Annotated in this window: 15 protein-coding genes, 1 tRNA gene and 2 pseudogenes; all 18 read right to left on the bottom strand. The window is 45.3% G+C overall.

Annotated features, from left to right (window positions below; genetic code table 11):
* Window positions 1–92: 92 nt before the first annotated feature.
* Window positions 93–165 (bottom strand) — tRNA-Lys (locus tag ISR87_13820).
* Window positions 166–570: 405 nt separating this feature from the next.
* On the bottom strand, window positions 571–2,004 hold the full coding sequence (locus tag ISR87_13815) for an MmgE/PrpD family protein (protein MBL7026517.1): 1,434 nt from the start codon (window positions 2,002–2,004) through the stop codon (window positions 571–573).
* A gap of 73 nt (window positions 2,005–2,077) precedes the next feature.
* Window positions 2,078–2,461, bottom strand: a complete 384-nt coding sequence (locus ISR87_13810; GenBank protein MBL7026516.1) for a GxxExxY protein — start codon at window positions 2,459–2,461, stop codon at window positions 2,078–2,080.
* Between the two features lie 43 nt (window positions 2,462–2,504).
* Window positions 2,505–3,710, bottom strand: a complete 1,206-nt coding sequence (locus ISR87_13805) for an isocitrate/isopropylmalate dehydrogenase family protein (protein MBL7026515.1) — start codon at window positions 3,708–3,710, stop codon at window positions 2,505–2,507.
* Window positions 3,711–3,836: 126 nt separating this feature from the next.
* Window positions 3,837–4,511, bottom strand: a complete 675-nt coding sequence (locus ISR87_13800) for an HAD family hydrolase (GenBank protein ID MBL7026514.1) — start codon at window positions 4,509–4,511, stop codon at window positions 3,837–3,839.
* A 178-nt stretch (window positions 4,512–4,689) separates the two neighbouring features.
* Window positions 4,690–5,871, bottom strand: a complete 1,182-nt coding sequence (locus tag ISR87_13795) for a cation diffusion facilitator family transporter (GenBank protein ID MBL7026513.1) — start codon at window positions 5,869–5,871, stop codon at window positions 4,690–4,692.
* Window positions 5,872–5,874: 3 nt separating this feature from the next.
* Entirely contained in the window at window positions 5,875–7,845 is a 1,971-nt protein-coding gene (lysF, locus tag ISR87_13790) for a homoaconitase (protein MBL7026512.1), read from the bottom strand.
* A 71-nt stretch (window positions 7,846–7,916) separates the two neighbouring features.
* Window positions 7,917–8,287 (bottom strand): annotated as a pseudogene (locus ISR87_13785) (GxxExxY protein).
* Between the two features lie 54 nt (window positions 8,288–8,341).
* The gene (sppA, locus tag ISR87_13780; protein ID MBL7026511.1) at window positions 8,342–10,783 is read right to left on the bottom strand and encodes a signal peptide peptidase SppA; all 2,442 of its coding nucleotides are present in this window, start codon (window positions 10,781–10,783) and stop codon (window positions 8,342–8,344) included.
* A gap of 54 nt (window positions 10,784–10,837) precedes the next feature.
* Window positions 10,838–11,371 (bottom strand): HD domain-containing protein, encoded by a 534-nt coding sequence (locus ISR87_13775; protein MBL7026510.1) that lies wholly within the window; start codon window positions 11,369–11,371, stop codon window positions 10,838–10,840.
* Between the two features lie 38 nt (window positions 11,372–11,409).
* A pseudogene (locus ISR87_13770) lies at window positions 11,410–11,763 on the bottom strand (four helix bundle protein).
* A gap of 36 nt (window positions 11,764–11,799) precedes the next feature.
* Window positions 11,800–13,365, bottom strand: coding sequence for a citrate lyase subunit alpha (locus ISR87_13765; protein ID MBL7026509.1), 1,566 nt, complete (start codon window positions 13,363–13,365; stop codon window positions 11,800–11,802).
* A 119-nt stretch (window positions 13,366–13,484) separates the two neighbouring features.
* Window positions 13,485–14,702, bottom strand: coding sequence for a citrate lyase ACP (locus ISR87_13760; GenBank protein ID MBL7026508.1), 1,218 nt, complete (start codon window positions 14,700–14,702; stop codon window positions 13,485–13,487).
* A 182-nt stretch (window positions 14,703–14,884) separates the two neighbouring features.
* The gene (gene mutY, locus ISR87_13755) at window positions 14,885–15,991 is read right to left on the bottom strand and encodes an A/G-specific adenine glycosylase (GenBank protein ID MBL7026507.1); all 1,107 of its coding nucleotides are present in this window, start codon (window positions 15,989–15,991) and stop codon (window positions 14,885–14,887) included.
* 9 nt (window positions 15,992–16,000) lie between these two features.
* Window positions 16,001–16,870, bottom strand: coding sequence for a homocysteine S-methyltransferase family protein (locus tag ISR87_13750; protein ID MBL7026506.1), 870 nt, complete (start codon window positions 16,868–16,870; stop codon window positions 16,001–16,003).
* A gap of 10 nt (window positions 16,871–16,880) precedes the next feature.
* Window positions 16,881–17,243 carry a VOC family protein gene (locus ISR87_13745; protein ID MBL7026505.1) on the bottom strand — a complete coding sequence of 121 codons (363 nt, stop codon included), beginning with the start codon at window positions 17,241–17,243 and terminating at the stop codon, window positions 16,881–16,883.
* A 9-nt stretch (window positions 17,244–17,252) separates the two neighbouring features.
* Window positions 17,253–17,918 carry an HAD family phosphatase gene (locus tag ISR87_13740; protein MBL7026504.1) on the bottom strand — a complete coding sequence of 222 codons (666 nt, stop codon included), beginning with the start codon at window positions 17,916–17,918 and terminating at the stop codon, window positions 17,253–17,255.
* Window positions 17,919–17,960: 42 nt separating this feature from the next.
* Window positions 17,961–18,506, bottom strand: a complete 546-nt coding sequence (locus ISR87_13735; GenBank protein MBL7026503.1) for a CBS domain-containing protein — start codon at window positions 18,504–18,506, stop codon at window positions 17,961–17,963.
* Window positions 18,507–18,761: the final 255 nt, after the last annotated feature.

Below are 18,761 nucleotides of genomic sequence, written 5' to 3'. Positions count from 1 at the left end.
GTGAAATCTGATGTTTTGAGGGGTAGTTGGTCATCAATAATTGAAGCCCCTAGAAACACGTAACCCCCTATATATTAGGGGGTTACTGTCTGTACACCGCCCAGGACTCGAACCTGGAACCAATTGATTAAGAGTCAACTGCTCTACCAATTGAGCCAGCGGTGCATTCAATCGGTGTTCTCTTTTGCGTCGAATTTCTACCCTTCTCTTTGATGCGCCCCTCGACTCCGCTTGGGGTGACGAGGACAATATTGAGAACGGTAAGAAAGACCTCTTAATAACGCAAAAAGCGGGGTGAATATAGTCGGCAAGCCAGGGCTTGTCAATGTACGGAATGTATGTTAAAACAGGTTTCAATCTACAGGGGCAACCTGTTTTAGAACTGTTGAAACACAGTTTGGGTTAAAAGAGGAAGCAGGTTGGTCCAAAGGACTGAAACCTGCTTCCAATATTCGCAGTGTTCGAAGCGATGACTCACTTCCACCTGGCTCAAGGATCAGCTTGCAGGAAGACACGGGTCGCTAAATTTACCTAAAACGAAATCTGTGCAATCAGTGAAATCCGTGGTTGCTACACCACCAGTTTGCCCATGAATTCTCTGGCACTCACCTTTTCACAATCAAAGATCATATCCTTGATTTCTACTAGACGATCAGCACTCAAAACACCTGAAGCCAGACTGTTGAACTTGTTTGTGAGATCCTCAAGTGTCATGGGTTCCCGGGGATCACCTTTGGGATATTCCAGATACTCTTCAAAGGAACGACCATCATTGGTGGTCACCACAACCCGGGAAGGCTGCTTGGCTGGAAACATGGCTTCAAACTCCAGTGAAGGCTCACCAATGATCTTATCAATCACCTCAAAAATCTTGGGATCATTCAGCTTTTCATCTGAGAATGACTGCGTCGTGATCTTCTTATCCACAATGGCAGCAGCCATGCAATAAGGCAGGGAGTGATCAGCGGTTTCCCGCGATTCAGGACGATATTTAGTTGGATCAAAAAGGATGTCATAAGCCTGGGCAAATGCTGTCACCTTGACCTCTTTGATATCGGTATAATCAAGATCATTGTTGATCATGGCATTTAAGGCACAGGAGATATGGGTGTGGGTCAACGCTTCCGTTGGGAAGGCCTTCATACCGCATTCCAAAATCTTGTAACTCTCACCCAGCTTGCCTACCAGTGCATCCACATCCCAGGACCAGGAAGAAACGCCATCACGACCTTCCATATCCGTTGGATTGACAGTCTCATCCTTGGCATTCCAGCCCACAAAAGCATCCATAAATCCTTCTTTGCCCTCAAAGACCTTCTCTGTCCCTGAATAGCCCTTTTGAGATAGCAACGCTGCGAAAACACCGGCCTGTGTAGCCATGGGATCCACAGTATTCTTCATCATGGTCAATTTTCCGGCTGTGGGACAACCAATGGTGTGATTGTGACATCCATTGATACCAATGGCATTCACCATTTCATCTACACTGAGCCCCAGTACCTTGCCTGCCACAATGGGAGATACAAATTGCGTCAGTGTGGCATGATGCCATTTCCGCTCACGGACACCTGGCTTGGCAAACAGACACATCCGCATCTCGAATTCATAAGCCAGCACAATGGCAACAATGACATCCTTCATGGAGGCATCCACCTTTTCTGCGGTGGAAAAAGCAGCCGGCATGATATCACTGGGATGACTGGGATCGTCCTTCCAGTAAATGTCATTGAAATCCAGAGCGCGGATCATGAGAGCGTTGACCAAAGCCGTACTCACTGCAGGCATTTTATCACCAAAACCCAGCACTGTGGATTCAGCCGTCCCACCCATTTCCTGATAGATCTCCAGCATGGATTTCACATCATGGGTACCCATACTTCCATAGGCACAACCAATGGAATCGTAGAGATAACGTTTTACCTCATAGACCACCTCTTCCGGCAGGTCCTCGTATTTCAAACCGACAGCAAATTCAGCCATCTGTCTTGCGATTGATTTTTCCAATTCTTACTCCTTTTTTATATGCAACCACAGATTACACAGATTGCACGGATAAAAATTATGGTTTTATTGTTAATTATAACACCATACGCTCATGTTTGAGAGAGGTTTGCCCGAAATTAATTATCAAGCCAACTTTTAAACCCGTTACTTTCAAATAGTTGAGTATTTGTGCTCTCTCAATATCTGAAATTTTTGAGATTGCCTTCAATTCCACGATGACTTTTTCATCAACAACAAGATCACAGAAAAAATCTTTGATCTTGACTCCCTTATAAATTAAAGGGAATTGTTTTTGAGACTCCACTGCAAGATCACCAGCTTTTAGCTCAATTTTCATCGCTGCCTCGTAGGCCGATTCCAGGAAACCTGGACCCAGTTCCTTGTGAACTTCGAAAGCGCACCCAATAATTTTATAGGTCAATTCCTCGTGGATAAGTCCAGTCGTTTTCAAAACCATTCTTCTGTGTAATCCGTGAAATCCGTGGTTTGCTAATATCCTATTAGTTCAGTTTGGCTATGATGGCATCTGCCATTTCGGTGGTTGAGGCTGCACCTTTTTCAACCACATCAGCCCGACCGGCCATCTTGGCCATATCATAGGTTCTGACCTTGCCTTCGGCGACCACATCAGCAACTGCTTTGCGGATCTTGGTCGCGATGGTCTGCTCATCAATGAAATCCAGCATCATACAGGCAGATTCTACCATGGCAATAGGATTCACAATAGACACAGGAAAATCTGCATACTTCGGTGCGCTCCCGTGAGTTGGCTCAAAGACACCAATACCGGTTTCAGGATTATACTGAGCACTACAGGCAAAGCCCAACCCACCGATGAGACCGGCAAAACCATCAGAAACGATATCGCCGAACATGTTTCCAGCTACGATGACGCCATAGTTTTCAGGATTTTTGGTCAGCCACATCATCTGGGCATCAATATTTGTGTTCCACAATTCGATCTCTGGAAAGTCAGCTTTCTGAATCTGCTGAGCCATTTTGTACATCATCCCGGATGTTTCTCGAATCACGTTTGGTTTTTCACAAACAGTTACTGATTTGTAGCCATATTTCCTGGCATGTTCAAAGGCAGCCCTGAGAATTCTCTCTGTGGCCTTCTTGGTGAAGATCCGCGTGGATACTGAAACCTCCTCAACGGGTGTGTTGCCAAAGTTCTTCACAAAACGCGGATGGGTCATAAGGGCATCATGAACCTGTTTTGGTGGATTACTCCATTCAACGCCACCATAAAGTCCTTCAGTATTCTGACGGAAAATGGCCACATCAACTTCAGGTTCATCCACGCCACCATCAGCGGCTCTGCGGATAAAATTTAAGGGGTTGCCTTTGTAGGTACGACAGGGACGCAAACAAATGTCCAGACCAAAATGCTGTCTCAGACCAACAATGGGACTTGAATATACCAGACCCTTGGCCTGTAATTCAGGTGCCAACTCTTCAAATGCTTCATCCTTGGGCTTGGATGTAATGGCGCCAAACAGTCCGATTTTGTGCTCAGCCAGAAGATCCAGAGTACGCTGAGGTAATGGATTGCCCTCACTGCGCCAGAACTCCCAGCCAATGTCACCTTCAACATAATTTGCTTCAAAGCCAGCGGCCTCAAGCACGCGAATGGTTTCGTCTAAAACCGGTTTCCCAATGCCATCACCTGGCATGCTTACGATTGTTCTTTTTCCCAATTTCATTCTCCTTTTATACTTAAAGTATTAACTGCAATAAATTTTGTTTTTCAAAACCACAGAGATCGCAGAGTACGCAAAGTATTTTTTTTGCTCGTCCTCTGATAAGTCTGAAGCTGTTTTCTAAGATATTCAACAAACCTCTGCGTGCTTTGTGCTCTTCGCGGTTAATTGTAAAATATCGGATAAATTATTTAAAATAGTAGCACCTGTTTTACTCAACGCTTTTCGGGTTTGATGCCCGCCGGGGATCAGCACACAATCCACACCTAAGGCTTCTGCAACTTCATAATCGTGTTCTGTATCTCCAACAAAAAGAACTTCAGATGGTTTAAGGGCTAGTTCCAGCATCCAGTGAATAGCATTTTCAACTTTACTGTGAGCGTAATGGTTGTCCAGTCCAACGATTTTCAAAAATCGATCCGTCAGTCCAAAATGCCCAACCAACTCATCCAGAGTATTTTGTTTATATGCTGAAAGGATGGAGTGCGTTACACCCTTATCGCTCAATAGCCCTAATACCTTCTCCACACCCTGATGAAGACCAACATCATATTTATGTTGTTCATAACCATCAATAAATTCTGTGCCCACTACTTCAAAGGATTCATCCTTAAAATCAAACCCGAGCCGACGGTAGTAGTCGATAACCGGGAAGCCAAAAATCTTTTGATAATGGTCATGGCTGATGGTGGACATATCCCGTTTTGCCAGGGTCTCATTAATGACCATGACAGCCATCCTTGAATCATCCAGGAGTGTCCCATTCCAGTCCCACATGATGTGTTTGTATGGGAAGCTAGGCATGGTACTTATTCTGTATTTTCAGCGATCCAGGCGTCAAAAGTCTTAACGTCAAAAGTCGAAAGTCGCTGAGTGCCGGAGAAAGAAAGGGGTTATATTTGGGACGCATAGCAGAGGGAATCCTTTTCACTTTTCACTTTTCACTTTTCACTTTTCACTTTTCACTTTTCACTTTTAAAAGCTATTCCGTCATCTGCGCTTTAAATTCAATAATGACTGCTGCCCGCTCATGGGCCTCTTCCAAAGCTTTGCGTATGGCCTCTTCCATCTCATCTTGTTGAAAACAATCTGCAGGTACTGGTAGCTCAAAAAGGATGGACTCAACTGGATCCTCCCCTACAATTCTTAAATCTTGAACACTGAAGCCCTCATTGAAGGAGGCTAAAGCCTTTTCGATAACCTCGCGAATATCCTGAACCACCTTCCCAGAGGCAGCCACGGGATCAATATGAGTTACCACCTCAGCATTCAACTCATGGGCCAGCTTGTGCTCTACATTATCAGCAATGTTGTGGGCAATGGCTGGTGAGGTCTTTTCATCAATTTCAATATGGAGTGAAATAAAGCTCTGATCACCATAGTTGTGGACGACGACATCGTGAACCTGCTGTGCGCCAGGAACTGTAGTAGCCAGGGTTGTGATTTCCTGGATAAACTCAGTCGTGGCCGGTTTCCCAAGTAGATCATCAATGGCTTCACGGGCAATTTCGTAAGCGGCATGTAGTATCATAATGGCCACCCCAAGACCCATGATGCCGTCCACATAAGGAACTCCATAATAAGCCCCAATGAGCGCTACAATCACCAACACGGTTGTGTAAACATCACTTTTGTGGTGTACCGCATCGCCTCGGAGGGCATCTGAATCAATGAGGTTGCCCAATTGATATGCGAAAAAAGCCATCCAGGCTTTGCCGACAGCTGTCAGGGTCACCACCCCGATGAGTAGCCAGTTAATTTTTGTCACATCGATATCTGCTTCAGAAAAGAACAAACGATCCACGGCACCCTTAAAAAACTCCAGCGCCACCACCGCCATAAGAATAGCAATGGTCAGTGTGGCTATGGTTTCTGCGCGACCATGGCCAAAGGGATGTTCTTTATCTGCTGGCTTTTGAGCGACCTTAAACCCAAAAATAACCACAATGGAGGTACCCACATCGGAAAGGGTGTGAAAGGCATCTGCAATCAGGGCGAGGCTGCTTATCATCCATCCAAAAAACAACTTGATTGCAAACAGGACAAAGTTACCAATAATGGAGACCCAGCCTTCCAACATGCCCACATGACCCCGAAAAGCGCTTGAACCTGCTTTAACACCTTTCGGCGTGGTGATTCGAATCAGAAAGTTGGTAAAGCCCATCTGCTACAACCGTTCCTTGACCCAGTTTTCGAGTCCGTCCGTCAAAACCAGTTCCTGAGCAGCTGCTCCTACTGGGCTCAGTGAATATGATTTTCCATTATAGTTCATCGTTGCACTCTGGAAATTGATGGTTGCCTTAATTCCTGTGGCAACTGTCAATGCATCCCGACCATGGGCATCCAGAAGATCCTGAACCAGTTCTGGAGCCTCTAACACCATAAAGCCATTGTTGATGGCGTTGCGCTTATAGGTTTCACTGAATGAGCCGGCCAGGACCAGAGATATACCACGATATTTCAGAGATGTGGCGGCTTGCTCCCTGGAACTACCGGTTCCAAAATTAAAACCACCCACCAGGAAATCGCCTTGCTCCACCATATCAACAAAGGCAGTATCGTAGTTTTCCATGACCACACCAGCCTGTTGTTCAGGGGTGAAGTCATCGATATAGGTATATTTCCCAGGGTAAATACCATCTGTGTTTAGATTATCCTGATGACAGAAGAGAATATTGCCGGTCAACGCTCCGGGAAATCCATCAAGAATGCTGACTGCAACTGATTCAGCAGCAGCTTTTTTATTGGTCTTAATGTCACCCTGAGGTTGAGAATTATCATAGTCATAGGGTGATACCACTTTCCCGGTAACCGCTGAGGCAGCTACCACCGCAGGTGACGCCAGATAGGCCTTGGCACTCTTGGCACCCATGCGACCCTTAAAGTTGCGGTTGGTAGCAGAAATACCCACTTCGTTTTCTTCCAGCAACCCAACACCGAGACCAATACATGGTCCACAGCCAGGAGGTAAGGCTCTTGCTCCAGCATCCACCAGAGCCTGCCAATCTCCCCTGCTCTCACTCTCAGCCTGAACTTCGCTTGAGGCTGCTGCGATGTAGAACTCAACATGATCAGCTACTTTTTGACCCTTAATGGTCCTGGCTGCTTCAGCCAGATCTTCCACGCGGCTATTTACACAGGATACCAGATAGGCTTTGTGAATTTTCAGGCCTGCTTTTTCCATGGTTTTTGCTGCTGTCATGGTCTTCACATTATCAGGACCAGATACATTGGGTTCAACTGTGGCAAGATCGAGAGCGAGTTCCTTTGCATAAAAAGCATCTGGGTCTGCATAGGGAGCTGTCTGTTTGAGTTGCGAGATTCGACCATAATTCATGCGTGGGGAATCACCATCTTTGGAGTCTGCATCTGACTCAACGCCTGAGAGCCCCCTTTTCTCGACAGATAACGCCCGGGCTTCCAACCAGCTGAAAGTCACATTATCAATGGGGAAGACACCGGCAAGGGCACCCCACTCTGTAGTCATATTAGCGATGGTCAGTCGTTGATCAATGGAGAGTGAAGCCAGACCATCACCATGAAATTCGATGGCATGATTCAAGACTTCATCATGATTAAATAATCCAGCCAGGGTAATAATGACATCCTTGCCCGTCACTCCCGGTCTCAGCTGACCTTTCAATTCAACCCTGGCAACAGGCGGCACTTGCCACCAGGTTCTGCCTGTAGCCCAGATTGCGGCTGCATCCGTTCTTACAATGGGGGTTCCCAGAACACCAAGTCCACCGTACATATTGGAGTGACTGTCAGAAGCCACCACCATACTACCCGGCCAGGCATAGCCTTCTTCACACATGATCTGATGACCAATCCCGCGACCAGCAGGATAAAAATCAACACCCATTGCTTTGGCAAAGGCTTCAATACCAGCATACTTCATGAGATTGGCCTCGCTCTTGTCCTGAACATTGTGGTCCAGAGCATATACTGGTTGTCGTGGATTAGCCACTTTGGTAGCACCGATGGCTTTGAATTTATTCATCACTGCACCCGTGTTATCATGGGTCATCACATGGGCTGGAGAAATTGAGAGAAAATCACCACTCCTCACTCTATGTCCCTGCTCCAGATCCACAGCATATTTTTGTGCGATTTTCTCAATCAAATTTTGTGACATATTTACTTCCTTCTCAAAAATGCAACCACCGATTACACGGATTGCACCGATTTTTTAAAATACACCAATCATCATAAAACCATTCGAGCATGCTTTAATGATGTTTCGCCAAAATTGACAATTAAACCCACCCTCAATTCTGTGACTTTTAAATAGTTCAGGAGTTGTGCTCTTTCGATATCAGTAATTCTCTTGATCGCCTTTAACTCCAACACCACTTTGTCCTCAAGAACCAGATCATAATAGAAGTCTTTGATTCTAATGTCCTTGTAAATCAACGGAAAACTTTTCTGCGAATCTGCCTTTTTAGGTTGGCGTTTTTCAGCTCAACCTTCATCGCTTCCTCGTAGGCAGATTCCAAAAAACCCGGGCCTAGTTCTTTATGGACCTCAAATGCACATCCAATGATTTTATAGGTTAACTCCTTATGAATTAATTCCATGCTATTCAAAACCATCAATCAGTGAAATTCGTGTAATCCGTGGTTAAAAAATAATTATTTAATCTCAACCTTAACCGGCATGATCATTTGTATTTCACCACCTTCCAGGATGGGAATCAGATCATCGAGCTTGAGTGATTCAAGCACATTGCTGGAGATGAGATCAATTTTTGTATTCCGGTTCATCAGGGTTTTAAAATCCGTCTTTTTTTTATGGACAGGTAATTCTACAATCTCCACATCACCCTTTATACCAGCAGCCTTTTTGGCCAGCTTGATGGCATCATAGTAACCACCGATCTCATCGATGAGACCATATTTTTTGGCATCAGTCCCTGTCCACACACGACCCAGGGCCAGACTATCCAAAGCCTCTATGTCATCCAGGTTCTCACGGCCCTTGATCACTCTTTCCTTGAACTTCAAGTATGTGCTATTGATAGATCCAAGAATGGCTACACTCTCTTCATCTGTGGCGAGACGACTGCCACTGGCGAAATCTGCATTCTGACCCATTTTCAAGCCTTCAACTTGAATCCCGAAACGCTCCCTCAACTGGGAAAAATTGAGACGCATACCAATAACACCGATGGAGCCAGTTATAGTAGAGGGGTAAGCGATGATGGAATCAGCCTGACAGGCAATATAATATCCACCTGAGGCAGCTACATCTGACATGGATGCAATAAAGGGTTTGACGTTGGCCGAGTCGGTTTCTGTGGCTTTAAGAATTTCCCGCCACATAATATCTGAAGCCAACGCTGAACCACCCCCACTATCTATGCGCAGAACGATAGCTTTGATGGTCTCATCTTCACGGGCTTGCTTAATGGCTCCGGCAATGGTTTCATCACCCATGGTGGTTGAACCAGAGGGGCTTCTCTTGCTTTTTCCTGAAACGATGTTACCCACGGCATAAATGACAGCAATTTTATCTTTGACCTTATCATCCCGCCAGGCATATCGATACTCGGGGATTTCCTTCTTTATCTTAATTTTTTCAATATTTACCTTACCATCATTAAGATCATCAACATAATCGTCAAATTCATCAGGATACATGGTTCCAGTAATGAGCCCGGCCTCCTGGGCAACAGTCGTAAGGAAGTAAGGACCGTTGTCTATAACATCACGCGTTTTTTCCAGGTCCCAGTTTTTGCCTTCAGCCAGACCGGCAACAAACTCATCATAAACACCGGCCAGTAGCTGGGAATAGTTCTCACGCATGGCTTCAGACATCTTATCATTGAGGTAGGGGTCTGACGCGGTCTTATACGGACTCACACGCCAAACTTCAGGCACAATGGAAAGGGTGTCCAGCAAGCCCCTGAAAAAGGTCACTTCCATAGCCAGACCACGGAGGTCTACGGAAGCCATTTCATGGATGTAGATCTCGTCGGCCATGGATAGCAGATATGTACTTCCATTCCCCAGTCCGAATTTGCTATAGACGATAATTTCTTTCCCTGCGTCATGGAAGCGCTGGAAGGCCGCCCGCATTTCTGTCATTTTGCTAAACCCTGCTCTAACATTTCCCAGGTCTATGATCATTCCGTCAATATCAGAATCTTCGGTGTATTCCTCCATCTCATCGAGGAATTTTTTTAATTGTTTCCCATAGACAACGGCTCCTCCCAGGAAGGGAATATTCAGGTCAAAATTGATGGGGAAGTTGGGTTTCTTCATAGCAGGCTCTTCAATGAAGAGTCCCTCCAACTTCATGCGGATATAGGTTTTGGTATCCTTTTTAATAGCTTTTTTTCCAAAAATGGAGCGATAGGGATTTGTGGTTGATCGAAGCACCAGGGTTTGAGGATTACCACCGCTATTACCATGGCTTTCGATACCCATATCAGGCATAAAAAGACTTAGAGAAAACCCAAAATTGCTATTCCCTAATTCGGTAAAAACATTTAACCGCAAGCCTTTGAGAGGTTCGATAAAGCCAGTGAGAAAACCATCGAGGTCAGAACTGCCTTCTGTGATTCCCAGATCATATCCAGCACCATAACGACCTGATCTATTTTGAAAAGCTACACCAGTATTAAGCCTGAGAGGATCATTTGAGCCTGACCAGACATTTTGGACCTGGGCACCCAGCGCAAGCATGGGAAACGGACGATGCATCCACCCCAGATCATAGCGTCCCTTCGACCAGTCTGAATTATCGAAACTGTAAGTGAACCCCATACTGTGTGATGTGGAGATCTTGATCCCCTGGCTAAAACTCCAGATGTTTGTGGCAGAGTTTACATCCCATTGATACCCGAAACCCGAGTTCCCGGATTGGCTGTAATAGGCAAAATCCTTGGTGAACTCAGATCCGTCAAAATGGGTCATCAACATACTTTCAGTATGATGATTAAACCCCAGACCAGCTGGATTATAGCGCAGAGCCATCGGATCATCAGTAGCGGCCACCGATGGTTGTACTGGCTGGATTTGAGCCATCAGGAGACTCGTACTCAAGATTAATAATATGATTGCTCTGGCCATAAAAAAACGTCCTTTCGCTAGGGTTTTATATCTGATCTGTAACCATGTTTCGAATTATGCCTTGAAGGGTTCAAATGACACAAAATCAGCGTGGTGCACAATAATTGATTCCACCGTTCTCATTCCCAGGTCTCCCTCTTTGGAGTGGGTTGCGATAATATGCTGAACCTCGGCTGGCAATTTAAACTGAAAAGCAATTGATGCTCCGCTAAAGGGGTGGCGCACGATCTTGCCCATGGAACTCGTTCCCAGTTTGCCATCTTTCATTTCATACTCAAGCAACTTGCCGATATCAATCAGAATGGCCCCAGAGATCAGAATATCCATATCGATCTTCATGGAGTCACCAAAATTTTTCTGCATTCGTTCCGCAATATCCACGGCCAGTTGAACACAGGTTCGCTTGTGATTCATAAAGGATACATTTACATCCTTGATCAACAGGCTAAAGGGGATGACTTCAAGATCCTCAGGTGAAAGCACACTATTCTCAATTGCCCAAACCCAGGCATTTAATGTTTTTTCTCTTAGATCCGCATCCTTGATCCATTCGATCTCAGGCCAAATTTTTAGGACTTTTTCACGCATTGCATATCTCCGATTATTTAATATTTAACAATTAAAATTCACCGTTGTTTCTTTAATGTCTTTCTTGCAGCAAAGAATATTGCGGTCAACTCTTTAGCCTCTTTTATTATTTCACCAACTTGCATTTCTCATAATAAGTCTTCATCTCTAATAAATTCCAACCAAAACACTGATTCATCTATCTCCTCAAGTACTATACTTAGTTTCGAAGTGAAGCTTGCAGTTGATTGAGCCAATACAGCTGCACGATAATTTGCTGCAACTGAGGTTGAGCACCTCACTAATTGTGATTTGATATGTTTCCCCAATGTAGATTTGGGTATGGCAATAGACAACTTGACGCATCTATGAACGAAGTTCTTGGTCCTCTCTTTTAGTTCTTGACTATCCACAAGGCGAATAAATATTCAATCTTAATTTTTCAATTTTCAATTTTCAATTTTAAAAATCGTATCAATAACCGTCCCGTCGACCCATTTCACCACACCGATAGGTTCATCTGTGAGTTTTGGTTTCTGCGGTGTGGCGCCAATCAGGTCATCAATTTCAGCCTTCAATTCCTGTATGGTACGAATGGGAAGACCACTGTCTTTGGTGGCTTCGATAAGATCAGTTCGCAAGGGGTTGATGGCTATTCCACGTTCAGTAACAATAACATCCACCAATTCTCCCGGGCCTACCAGCGTGGTCACTTCATCCACAATGACAGGGATGCGGTCACGAAAAGCAGGAATGGGTAAGATTGTGCATTTACTAAACAGACAATTCTGCCAGCCACCTATACCGTGGAGCATTTGTCCATCAGAATGGGTCACGACGTTGGCATTAAAGTTTACATCCACTTCTGTCGCACCCAGCACGACTGCATCCAGCAGGGAGGCAAAATTCCCTTTACCATGCCAGTTATAGCTGGTGAAGGGCGAGGTGTTTATGTGACCCTCATTTTCACGCATGGATCTGACACCTTCCAGATCAAAGGTCTGACCATCAAGAATGTAGTCAGTAAGTCCCTCTTCCAGCATCTCAACCAGATACTTGGTGGATCCACCGCGAACAAATCGCGCCTTAATACCGGCTTCAATCATCATCTCTTTAAGATAGATGGCAAAGGCCAGGGCAGTGCCACCTGCACCAGCTTGAAAGCTGAAGCCATCTTTCATGATACCAGCCGCTTTGACAAATTTTGCAGTAAGCTCAGCTATATAGAGACGATCAGGGGACTTGGTGAGTTGTGTGGTTCCAGAAACGATTTTTTCCGGCTCTCCAACCTTATCCAACACCACGACATAGTCTACATTCTGACCCTGTATCTGCCAGGGGTAACAGGGAAACGGAACCAGATTGTCTGTTACAATGATCACTTTGTCAGCATACATGGAATCAGCCAGACCAAATCCAAGCAATCCGCAAGCGGAAGGTCCGCGATCTCCCGTAGCATTACCCATGGAATCAGCGGTCGGCGCTGCCAGCACGGCAATATCAATATGTACTTCGCCGTCCTGCACTGCCTGCCAACGTCCTCCGTGAGACCTTAAAACTGCCAGGCCGTCCATTTTACCCTGGGAAGCATAACTGCCCAGGGGTCCATTCAAGGAACCTTCTATATGATGAATCAGACCACTGTCCATGTGTTTGGTCAAGGGTGCATGACATGGAAAAGCAGCACTGGGAAACCACATCAAACCCTTGACACCGATTTCATCAGCTGCATCAAAAACCTGGTTCATCACCAGATCACCATTACGAAAATGGTGGTGTGAAGAAATGGTCATCCCATCTTTCAGTCCTGCCAGCTCCAGGGCTTCTCTGATGGATCCGACCACCTTGTTGCCATCACTTGGATAATCTGTACATGAGGTAATCGGTGGAGCCGCCTTGTGACCCTTTGGTTTATATCCATTTACACCCTGGAAAGGAACCTGGGTCTTACCGTTGACCTCGGTGGGCACCATTCGTCCGGCTGCATTTTTTACCAACTCATATTTCTTTTTCATGTTTTTTCCTTAAACCAAAATTTTTCTGGTTCCCGAAACCAATTTCCGCGCAGCTAAATTGGTTTCGAGGAGTCAAGGAGTAATCAAAACCTGTTTGGCTTTGCGAAAACAGGTTTTGATTACTCCTCTGTAGCTTCTTTCCAGTCGACAGAAAGCAGACCTGTTTCCAATGCCATGCGAATGGTTCGTTCAGCACGCTTGACCACTGGAGGATCAATCATCTTGGATCCGACAGCAACAACACCAAGACCCCGGGCTTCCGCTTCATCAGCGGCGATAATTATTTGCCTGGCTTTGGTGATCTCTGCCGCAGTTGGAGCAAATTCTTCATGAATAGGTTTGATCTGGCGGGGATGAATACAACCCATACCATCGAATCCCATGGATTTGGTAACCCGCACAGATTCTCGCAGTGCGGCTTCATTGCTCACATCACTGAAGACAGTATCGATGGGCTGGATTCCAGCGGCACGTGCAGCATTGACCAACATGGAGCGGGCAAAAAAGGACTCTTTCCCATCCAGGGTTCGCTGGGTACCGATATCAGCAGTATAGTCCTCCAGGCCCATAGCTAGACCCACGTTGTTCTTGCTGGCAATGGCTATATCGTAGGCATTGAGAACACCCAGAGCACTCTCCAGAATGGGCATGTAGTAGATGTTTTTCCTGAGACCCTTCTCTTTTAGAATGGACTGAACCTTTGCTTCCATGGCAACGACCTGATCAGGGGTCTCTGCTTTAGGTAAGAGGATAGTATGGACATTGTGGGGAATCACTGCTTCCAGATCCTCCATACCCAGCTCGCCCTGGTTGATCCTGACCATGCGCTCAGCACCAAAAAAGTCCAGGCTTCGCAGAGCATTTCTCACGATATGTCGGGCTGCATCTTTCTCTGCGGGAGGAACTGAATCCTCAAGATCCAGAATAATGCAATCCGGTTTATGAATTCCTGCATTTAAAAACAATTTTGGCTGATTACCTGGTAAATAGAGGCGACTCCGACGGAAACGACCGAACGATGTTTCATATTGAGCATGGTCCTTAAATTCCGGCAACACCTCTTGATCTATTTCAGGGTGAGCTCGTTTGACCACAGTTTCGATTTGAGCCATCATCACAAAGGGTAATGCTCCAAAGTCTTTAATTTCTACAGAGCCCGTCGTGATTCCCAGGTTGGCAAAAGTAGATTCTGCCAGCTCACGGATGGTTTCTGAAAACAAAGCATCAACTTTGCTTTCAATATCAATTTTAAGTGGACTTGACCCGGGTTTATAAAACACCTGGCAATCGGATTTAATTACTTCCCCCTGGGGACCTGCCTGAAACATCTTGCTCATTGTCACTTCACCTTAAACAAAGGGTTCAAGTTCATATTTTCGTTTCTGTCATAAGACGATTCGACATAGAGAGTTTGTCGAATTTGGATGGCAAATATACTCGCCGAAATCAGCCCCTTCAACCTTTACCGGAAAGGGATGAATAAATAATTTGCAAGAAACAAACTGTGAGGGTCAAAGCCTTATTCTAGAACGCTTTTTTCCAGAGTACTCGTGTCCAACCTGGAGATTAATGCCAGAATTTTTAAATTTGCCTTTGGGAAGGCATATCTATTGATCTCTGTAAAAGGAATCCACTTGTTTTCACTTGATGCTTGGGTTAGAGCTTCACCTTCAATCCAATCACAAAACCAGGCCGACATTGTGATTTTGAAATGGGTATAGGCATGATTAATGGTCCCTATTTTTTCTCCCAGACCAACCTCCAGGCTTGTCTCTTCACTGATTTCGCGTAGGAGCGCTTTCTCGTCACTCTCTCCCACTTCATTTTTTCCACCTGGAAATTCCCACAAGCCACCCAACAAACCATTAGCGGGGCGTTTTTGAATGAGCAAACACTCACCTTTTTGGATAAGGCCGATAACGATATGGTAGTGTGGGAGAGGTTTTCGCTTTTCTTTTACTGGAAAGGATTCCAAATCTTCAGTCCCGGCACTCAGGCAGATATTTTTCAGAGGACAGGATTCACAGTTTGGATTTCTGGGTGTGCAAATCACACGTCCCAGGTCCATGAGACCTTGATTGAAATCAGCTGGTTGTCCTGGACTAATAAGTCGACCCAATTCGCTTGATATCGCTGCTTTTGTCTTTGACTGACCGATATCTTCCTTGAGTCGTGTTAATCTTGAATAAACGCGTAACACGTTTCCGTCCATGAGTGGTTCGGGGATTCCAAAAGCCAGGCTGGCTATTGCTGCGGCAGTATAGGGACCAACACCAGGTATTGTCAGCAGCTCGGGTACACTTCCAGGGAGCTTTCCATTAAACACATCCAATACGTATTTTGCTCCGGCGTGAAGATTTCTGGCCCGGGAATAGTAACCAAGACCCTCCCAGCTTTTTAGAACCTGATCCTGATCTGCAGCAGCCAGGCTTGAGATTGAAGCGTATTTCTCCATCCAGTTTTCGTAGTATGGCCAAACCGTTGTGACCTGGGTTTGCTGGAGCATGACTTCAGCCACCCAAATAGCATAAGGATTGGAATCACCTCTACCGGGTACAGGTAAATGCGCCCGTTCAGTCTGGAACCATTTTGTGAGTTTGTTGGAAAAGTTTTGTCGGTTTAACAACTGTTGAAATCAGGAATTATTATGATCAGCCAATGCTTTGATGTGTGTATGATCTGAGCCACAACAGCCACCTATAAATTCTACGCCCAACTCCTTGACCTCTTCAGACCAGGCGACAAAATCTGCTGGCTTTACCTTGTTGTTCTTTTTCTTCCTTTTTCCCTCAGGTTGCTCCAGTTCCACATTTGGATAGGCCAACAGGGGTATTGAGACAGCTTCCCGGAGCTCACCGAGCGCCATCTTGGAAACCTCAAGATTCGAGCAATTCACACCGATGGCGGAAACACCCTTCTTCTCAAGAAATTTAGCTGTCGCGACGATATCATCACCATTGTAGATATTGCCTTCACCATTGAGGGCAAAAGACACCCAGACCGGTTTTTCATAACGCAGGGCCAGTTCCGTTAAACCTTTGGCCTCCCGGGCAGAATTCATGGTTTCAATGAGTATAATATCAGTGGAATGATGAGCCAGATTATCCAGTTGGGCATCATGCCAGGGACGCGAGATAATATTCCCGGGAAATTCCTGCGGGCTCCAACAATCTGCCAGAGGAGCAATTGATGCTGCAATTTTTATATCTTTCCCTGATTCTTGCACCGCTTTCCAGGCCAGGCGAATCGCCAGAAGGGTTAATGCTCGAGCGCGGGTGTGTGCATCAACTCCAGAGAGTCCTGCCTGATGCAGGGCATATGGCGTGGTCCTAAATGTGTTGGTTGTGATGACCTGGGCCCCGGCCTCAATGTTTTCTTTGTGAATTTGAGTGATATCTTCAGGGTTAGATTGCAGAACTGTGGCTGACCAGAGGGGTGCGGTTAGCTTGTGACCCATCTCTTCCAGGCGGGATCCCATCGCTGAATCAAGAATGATTACGCTCATGAAGGGCAGCTTACTCCACCAGGGACTGGCTTAATTGGATAACATTGCCATCTGGATCTGTAAATGAGGCCAGACGTGTAAGACCTGGGATTTCTTCCTTATCAAATAATTTGATACCTTTACCCCTTAGAAAGAGTTCAGATTTTTCAAGGTTTTCTACATCAATGACAAGAGCACCGATGGGATTTGCATTTGTGGCTTTAACGCCATGGATAGCAATTTTGGCACCAGGACTAATTTGAAATTCTGCCCAGCTGGATTCCTGGTCTTCAAGAACCAGTTCAAACTCCAGATCATCCCGATAAAATGATTTGGCTCGCTCAAAATCAACAACGGGGAACCATACCAGATCAAACCGTTTATACCAACTCATTTATATTCCTCATGCAATGGTTAAAAGTTCTTCGAGTTCACCGAAGCTGTCAACAATAAAATTCGCTTCTTTTAAGGAATCCTTGGCACAGCTTGTGGTAATGGCAATAGTTTGACAACCTGCGGCAGTTGCGGCCCTCAATCCAGTCGGTGAATCCTCAATTACGAGAGCCTGGGCAGGGTCCACTCCAATTTTATCACAGGCATTCAGGTAGGAGTCCGGAGCCGGTTTGGTGTTCTCGACGTCACTTGATGTCACGATAAAATCAAAATCTACGGATATGTTTGAATTTTTAAAAATTTCATCAATGAGTGGTCTGGGGGTAGCGGTTACCAAGGCTACATGATTCACATACTTGCGGATTTTAGTGTAAAATTGCTGAAAACCTGGCGTGTAATGAACAGAAGATGAAAATTCAGCCCAGAGCAGCTTTTTGCCCTTTTCCTGGAGAGATGCTATTTCAACATCCAGGCTAAATTCTGTCTTAAATCTTGAATAAAAAAGCGCTTCGGAAATACCCCGATTGGCTTCATAAAAGGGGCTCGGAATCACCACACCGTACATCTCGCCAAGTTTTTTAGTGGCTCGGTCATAGACGTCTTCACTCTGGACGACCACACCATCAAAGTCAAAGAGAATCGCTTTCAGGCGGCCAATATCAGGTCGGTTAATCAATGGAAATATATACTTTCTTTATGAATTTGAAAAAGGGGTGAATCAACCACCATCAACAGTGGCCCAACCAGGATTTTTGGGTGTTGGGGGTAAATTAGCGATCTCACTGAAATAATGATTCCCGATATGTTTCACTATATCCTTGATGGACAAACAATACTGGGGTTTATTGTTTTCATCCACAATGGGTACGTGCCGGTAGCCACCTACAACCATATAATTCAAGGCAAATGCTAAAGGGGCATCAGCCATCAGGGTATCAGGATCGCTAGTCATGTAGTCCTGCACATCAATGTCCTCATGGGATAAATTTTTGCCAACAATTCGTCGTATGATATCACGTTCGGTAAAGATACCGATCAGTTTTTCATCCTCGGTTATAAGCAGACAACCAATTCGCTCGTCTTTCATCAGTTGGAGACAAGCTGCAATACTGGTATCTCCTGAGGTGCAAATTGATTTTCTAAGATCCAGACTACTAACAGGATCTTTTAGTTGAATGATTTGTTTGGGTCCCTTTTTTGTGGAAGACCCGCCTTCATTCATCACTTTCATTTCCTCATCTATATGTTCGTCATAATCAATCATAATGCCTCCAGTGTTCGATCTAGAATATACAAAGATATTGGCTGTTTATGTGCTAAATAAACATCTTTACCAAGATAAAACCGGAAAGAAGTTATGTGGTCGGCAGGCTGACTCATAAAATCGAGTAGGAGGATAGGGATTAATTCCCTATCCGTCCTCTCACACCACCCTGCGTACGGTTCCGTACAGGGCGGTTCCTTAATTTACACCTTAACATTTCGGTAATAATCCGTGAAAAAGAGGTATCCAGCTTCT

Source organism: Candidatus Neomarinimicrobiota bacterium (assembly GCA_016784545.1).
Lineage (GTDB): Bacteria > Fidelibacterota > UBA8477 > UBA8477 > JABMPR01 > JABMPR01.
The sequence above is the reverse complement of the archived record's forward strand: the minus strand, read 5'-3'. Positions and strand labels throughout refer to the sequence as shown.

What these genes read in the sequence shown, in the direction of transcription:
- ISR87_13775 (MBL7026510.1), bottom strand. Translation starts at nt 11,371, where the DNA reads ATGCGTGAAAAAGTCCTAAAAATTTGGCCTGAGATCGAATGGATCAAG.
- ISR87_13735 (MBL7026503.1), bottom strand. Translation starts at nt 18,506, where the DNA reads ATGATTGATTATGACGAACATATAGATGAGGAAATGAAAGTGATGAAT.
- sppA (MBL7026511.1), bottom strand. Translation starts at nt 10,783, where the DNA reads ATGGCCAGAGCAATCATATTATTAATCTTGAGTACGAGTCTCCTGATG.
- ISR87_13805 (MBL7026515.1), bottom strand. Translation starts at nt 3,710, where the DNA reads ATGAAATTGGGAAAAAGAACAATCGTAAGCATGCCAGGTGATGGCATT.
- ISR87_13745 (MBL7026505.1), bottom strand. Translation starts at nt 17,243, where the DNA reads ATGAGTTGGTATAAACGGTTTGATCTGGTATGGTTCCCCGTTGTTGAT.
- ISR87_13800 (MBL7026514.1), bottom strand. Translation starts at nt 4,511, where the DNA reads ATGCCTAGCTTCCCATACAAACACATCATGTGGGACTGGAATGGGACA.
- ISR87_13765 (MBL7026509.1), bottom strand. Translation starts at nt 13,365, where the DNA reads ATGAAAAAGAAATATGAGTTGGTAAAAAATGCAGCCGGACGAATGGTG.
- ISR87_13750 (MBL7026506.1), bottom strand. Translation starts at nt 16,870, where the DNA reads ATGAGCGTAATCATTCTTGATTCAGCGATGGGATCCCGCCTGGAAGAG.
- ISR87_13795 (MBL7026513.1), bottom strand. Translation starts at nt 5,871, where the DNA reads ATGGGCTTTACCAACTTTCTGATTCGAATCACCACGCCGAAAGGTGTT.
- ISR87_13810 (MBL7026516.1), bottom strand. Translation starts at nt 2,461, where the DNA reads ATGGTTTTGAAAACGACTGGACTTATCCACGAGGAATTGACCTATAAA.
- ISR87_13760 (MBL7026508.1), bottom strand. Translation starts at nt 14,702, where the DNA reads ATGAGCAAGATGTTTCAGGCAGGTCCCCAGGGGGAAGTAATTAAATCC.
- lysF (MBL7026512.1), bottom strand. Translation starts at nt 7,845, where the DNA reads ATGTCACAAAATTTGATTGAGAAAATCGCACAAAAATATGCTGTGGAT.